The 5,448-nt window shown below is 32.5% G+C and carries 4 protein-coding genes; 2 read left to right on the plus strand and 2 right to left on the minus strand.

Annotated elements, in window-relative coordinates; translation table 11 throughout:
- Positions 1-1,416 (plus strand): TonB-dependent receptor domain-containing protein (locus SULYE_RS05405; RefSeq protein ID WP_007547311.1); only part of this gene is annotated, 1,416 nt, incomplete at its 5' end.
- A 171-nt stretch (positions 1,417-1,587) separates the two neighbouring features.
- On the opposite strand, the gene SULYE_RS08205 is transcribed toward SULYE_RS05405, so the two are convergent.
- The gene (locus SULYE_RS08205) at positions 1,588-1,776 is read right to left on the minus strand and encodes a hypothetical protein (protein WP_156784766.1); all 189 of its coding nucleotides are present in this window, start codon (positions 1,774-1,776) and stop codon (positions 1,588-1,590) included.
- A 283-nt stretch (positions 1,777-2,059) separates the two neighbouring features.
- On the opposite strand from SULYE_RS08205, the gene SULYE_RS05410 reads away from it, so the two are divergent.
- Complete coding sequence (locus SULYE_RS05410; protein WP_007547315.1) at positions 2,060-5,044, plus strand: AAA family ATPase; 2,985 nt, start codon at positions 2,060-2,062, stop codon at positions 5,042-5,044.
- Between the two features lie 218 nt (positions 5,045-5,262).
- Here the strand turns inward: SULYE_RS05410 and SULYE_RS08390 are convergent.
- Positions 5,263-5,448 (minus strand): endonuclease/exonuclease/phosphatase family protein (locus tag SULYE_RS08390; RefSeq protein WP_343122145.1); only part of this gene is annotated, 186 nt, incomplete at its 5' end.

The raw sequence follows: 5,448 nt of genomic DNA on the forward strand, positions 1-5,448 counted from the left end.
ATTAACGACAAAGCATTTAATATAGACAGAGTATGGACAAAGTTATTGATTACTCCAAACGATAACGCAGAGATTAAACTTTCTTATGCTTTTGAAAATGCAAGAAATGTATTATATCCAGCTTTAAAAATGGATGCTTTGTATGATAGAACGAACAGATTTAACACAGATTTTAAACTTAAAGATATTGGTCTTAATTTTAGCATCTACTACAATGAAGTAAAGCACGACATGAGAGATTCTTTTAGAACTACAGCAGGAAATTATCCATATTCTATGAAAACTTATGCTGAGTCAAAAATGTTTGGAACAAAGCTTTCAAAAGATTTAAATCTTTTTGGAATTAATATGACAGTTGGGATTGATACGTATTTAAGAAATTGGAAAGCAGATAATATTCAAAATGCATTTGCATCAAGCCCTAACTACAACGATGGTATGATACCAGATGTTAATATTAAAGACATTGGATTGTTTGTAAAAGGCAGTAAAGATATAGAAAAATGGACTATTTCCGGCGGCTTAAGATATGATTACACATATTCAAAAGCAGACCCAAATTCTATGACAGCTACCACTAACAGAGCTTTATTTATTAATAGAAATGGCTACAAATTTTCTAACACAGATAACTACGTATCAGGTTATGCTATTGCAAAATACAATATCAATAAAAAAGATAATGTATACGTAGGATTTGGTAGCACTGTAAGAGTTCCTGACCCAGAGGAGAGATTTATATCTTTAAGCGGTAATGCGCCATGGTATGGTAATCCGGATTTAAAGCCAACAAGAAATAATGAAATAGATGCAGGGTTTGAAGCATTTCCAATGAATAATGTTGGAATTAAAGGCAATATCTTCTATAGCATGCTACAGAATTATATTTATTTACGTCAGTATATAGAAGGTGCTACAACCTACACAACCTACAATAACATAAACGCTGCAATTTATGGTGGAGATATTAACGGATTTGTTGCTATTAACGACAAAATCTCAACAGAGCTTGGGCTTGCTTATCAAATTGGTAAAAAAACAGACAAAAAAGGATTATATAAAGATAGCGATTTAGCAGAAATTCCGCCATTAAAAGCAAGATTGGCTGTTAAATACGATGATAGAACTTTCTACGGACTAATAGAAGGTATATACTCTGCAAAACAATCAAAAGTTGACTCAGATTTAAAAGAACAAGAAACCGGCAGCTGGTTTATAGTAAACGTTAAAGCAGGATATACATATGCAAATAGACTATTTGTTGGCGTTGGTGTTGATAACCTATTTGACAGATTCTACTATAACTATCTATCTTATGTAAGAGACCCATTTAGAGGAATTTCTGTATCAGGAATTCCTGTTAAAATCCCAGAACCCGGAAGATTTATTTACGCAAATGTTTCTTACAGATTTTAATTTCCTGCTGCTGCTTGAATAACCTCTTTACTTTCAAGGGAGCTTAAAGCTCCCTTATTTTCAGACAATCTTCATAACAACGACCGTTTGAACCTTATCACCAATTCTTTTTACTTGAGAGTAAGCATATATCTCAACATCTTCCTTTAATATTACTCATTTTTTTATCTCTTAAAGCAACATAGTTGTCTGTTGGAAGGTAATCGTTTTTTTCATCTCTTCAATAAATCTATCACTTGCAATTTTTTCCTGCGATGGGTCTGATACATCTACACCGTCAAGTATGACTGTAAGTTGTTTTATATCCTGTTGCATTCTTGCAATCCTTGTTTTATTTTTATATTTAAAATTACTAAACAAAAATAAAATTTTAAATGATGTTTTTCACAAATAAAAAGAATAGAGAGTGTTCCAAAATTTCTGTAAATTTGCCTTTCCTTGTCATACTGAGGACGAAGTCCGAAGTATCTCTTTTTTGATTTTCAACTTGAAAAGAAAAAACATGAGATTCTTCGCTTCGCTCAGAATGACGATGTGGATTTTTGGAACAGTCTCAAAAAAAGACTATTGAAAATTTTAGCATTATGTATTATATTAATTTAACAATACTACACTTAAATTATTTTACAATGGAGGAATTAAAATGTTTAGTGAAAACTTATTAGAAAAAAAAGCAAAAGATTTGTTGGAACAGGCTAAAAGTATCGCATTTAAAAACAATGACTCAATGGTTGATACAGACCATTTACTTTTGGCGTTAATATCAAAAGATGATTCACCACTTTTAAAGATTCTTGAAAAGAGAGGTATTGATAAGAAAGCTTTAAGAGAGAATATTACATCATATTTGAATAATTATTACAGTCAGATCAGCAAAGCTGTAGAGGATTTTGTAAATTATATTAAGAGTATACAACCTCAACTAATAGAAAAAAGAAATCAAGCTATTGAAATAAACAAAGAGCTTAGAAATGTAAAGATTCATAAAGAGAGATTAAAAAGAGATTTATCTTATGAAAGAGAGTTTTTCTTTGGTGGTGGAAGCAGGTTAGAACTTGAAAGATTGACTATATACGAAAAACAGCTTGAGTCTAATTTAAACTCATTAAAATCTCAATTAGCTCAGCTAACGGATTCTAACACTGCTGATAAATTTTTATCCGGTGATATAAATCTTTTGTCATTTTTATACAAGATTATAGAAAACCATACATTAATCAAACAGATTGAAGACCTTGGATTTTCTAAGGATAGATTTGTAGAAAAAATTATTGAAAATGTCACAGGCTCAAAAACTTCAAAAGTGTATTCGTCAAAGCTTATCAAAGTTTTAGAAAATGCTGAAAAAATTGCATTTAACAGTGGCTCTAATACAGTTGGTGTTGTTCATATAGCAACATCTTTGGTAGATAGTAAAGACACAATAGCTGGTAAAATTTTAAATGAAATATTAAATTTTGAGAAAAAAGAAGGAGGAAAGAAAGCAATGGACGAGAAAAATATCCAGCAAGAAATGGCAGAAGAGGAAAAGTCTGCATTAGAAAGATTTACTGTTGATTTAACAAAATTAGCAAAAGAAGGAAAATTAGACCCGGTAATTGGAAGAGAAAGAGAAATTCAACAAGTTATAGAAATTTTACTAAGAAGAACTAAAAATAACCCAGTATTGATCGGTGAGGCTGGAGTTGGTAAAACAGCTATTGTAGAAGGTTTAGCACAAAAAATAGTAAACAAAGAAGTTCCGGAGGAGCTTCAAAATAAAAAGGTATTATCTCTTGACCTTGGCGGTCTTGTTGCAGGCACAAAGTACAGAGGTGAATTTGAAGAGAGAATGAAATCTCTTATCGATGAGCTAAAAAAAGACCCTAACATCATACTATTTATAGACGAATTACACACAATCGTTGGAGCGGGTAAAGGAGAGGGTGCTTCCGATGCAGGACAACTTCTAAAACCAGCCCTTGCAAGAGGAGAAATTAGAGTTATAGGTGCAACGACACTTGACGAGTACAGAAAATACATAGAAAAAGACCCAGCATTAGAAAGAAGATTTCAGCCTGTATATGTAGAAGAGCCGGATATTGATACAACAATAGAAATACTAAAAGCTTTAAGACCAAAACTTGAAAAACATCATAACGTAAAAATAAGTGATAAAGCAATAGAAGCAGCAGCAAAATTAACCGGCAGATACATACCGGCAAGAAAGTTCCCGGATAAAGCGATTGATGCCCTTGACCAAGCATGTGCAAGAAAAAAACTAAAGCTTGTTTATGCATCTCCAGAAGTTATCGAACTTGAAAGAAAAATCAAAATGTTGGACGAACAGATAATACAGGCTTCCTTAGATGGAGATTATGAAAAAGAAGCAAAGCTAAAAATAGAAAAAGCAAATCTTGAAAAACAACTTAAAGATTTAAAAGCTAAATCTTCAAATGAAAGAACAAAGCTTGAAGAATTACAAAGACAGCTTGAAGAAATTGAAAAACAGATAGAGTTTTACAGCCAAAAAGGCGATTATGAAAAAGAAGCTGAATACAAGATTAAAAAAGCTCAGATAGAAAAAGAGATAAAAGCTTTACAACAAAAACTTGCTAAGTCTGTAGTTGTTACAGAAGATGATGTTGCAGAAGTTATAGCAGAATGGACCGGAATTCCTATATCTAAGATGAAAGAAGAAGAGATGGAAAGATTGCTTCACTTAGAAGAAGAAATGCACAAACGTTTAATAGACCAAGAACATGCAGTTAAACTAGTTGCAGAAGCTATTAGAAGAGCAAGAGCAGGATTATCAGACCCAAGAAAACCACTTGCATCATTTATGTTCTTAGGACCAACAGGTGTAGGTAAAACAGAGCTTGCAAAAACATTAGCAGAACTTTTATTTGACGATGAAGACGCGTTAATCAGATTAGATATGTCAGAATTTAAAGAAGAGCATTCTATCGCAAAATTAATCGGTGCACCTCCAGGATACGTAGGATATGAAGAAGGTGGAAAGCTTACAGAAGCAGTAAGAAGAAGACCTTACAGCGTTATCCTACTTGACGAGATAGAAAAAGCTCATCCAAGAGTATTTGACTTATTCTTACAAGTACTTGATGATGGAAGACTTACAGACTCTCAAGGTAGAACTGTAAACTTTAGAAACACTGTAATCATAATGACTTCTAACATCGGTAGCCAATACTTAACACTTATACCGGTAGATGCTCCGGAAGATGTTATTAAGAAAGAGTTTGAAATTGCTAAGAAGAGAGTTCTTGAAGAAGTTAAAAACTACTTCAGACCAGAATTTTTAAACAGAATAGATGAAATAATTGTATTCAAGCCATTATTCAAGAAAGATATCATACAAATAATAGACTTAATGGTAAATGCTCTTAATAAGAGATTGCATGATAGAAATATTAAAGTTGAGCTTACAGATAAGGCTAAAGAAGTATTGATGAAGCTTGGTTATGACCCGCTTTATGGTGCAAGACCTATGAGAAGAGCTATACAAAAATACCTTGAAACACCATTATCAGAAAAAATACTTAGAAGAGAAGTTAAAGAAGGCGACACTGTTATAGTAGATGCTGATGAAACCGGTGAAAATTTAGTATTTACTGTAAAACAAGGTTAGTTAAGAGTACTGTAAAAATTTTTGTAAGTTTACCATTTCTTGTCATCCTGAGGCCGCAAGGCCGAAGGATCTCTTTTTTGATTTGATAAAGATAAATATGAGATTCTTCGCCGGCTTCAGAATGACGTTCAAAAGTTTAATTAATTTTTAGACTTGGTTAAAATTTTGAACACCCTCAAGTTAGTTCTATAACCTCTGGTCTTGATGGCTCGGGAATATTATATTTCAAGTTCTAAAATTACAGGGGCATGGTCAGAAGGTTTGGGCGACCTTCTTCTTCTTGGCCACAAATCAACTTCAACATCTTTTATATACTGTAAAAGAGGTTTTGATACTAATATGTAATCTATTCTCATTCCTTCATTTCTCCAAATAGCACCACCTATATAATCCCACCATGTAAA

The organism is Sulfurihydrogenibium yellowstonense SS-5 (genome assembly GCF_000173615.1).
GTDB classification, from domain to species: Bacteria; Aquificota; Aquificia; order Aquificales; family Hydrogenothermaceae; genus Sulfurihydrogenibium; species Sulfurihydrogenibium yellowstonense.

What these genes read in the sequence shown, in the direction of transcription:
- SULYE_RS05410 (WP_007547315.1), top strand. Translation starts at nt 2,060, where the DNA reads ATGTTTAGTGAAAACTTATTAGAAAAAAAAGCAAAAGATTTGTTGGAA.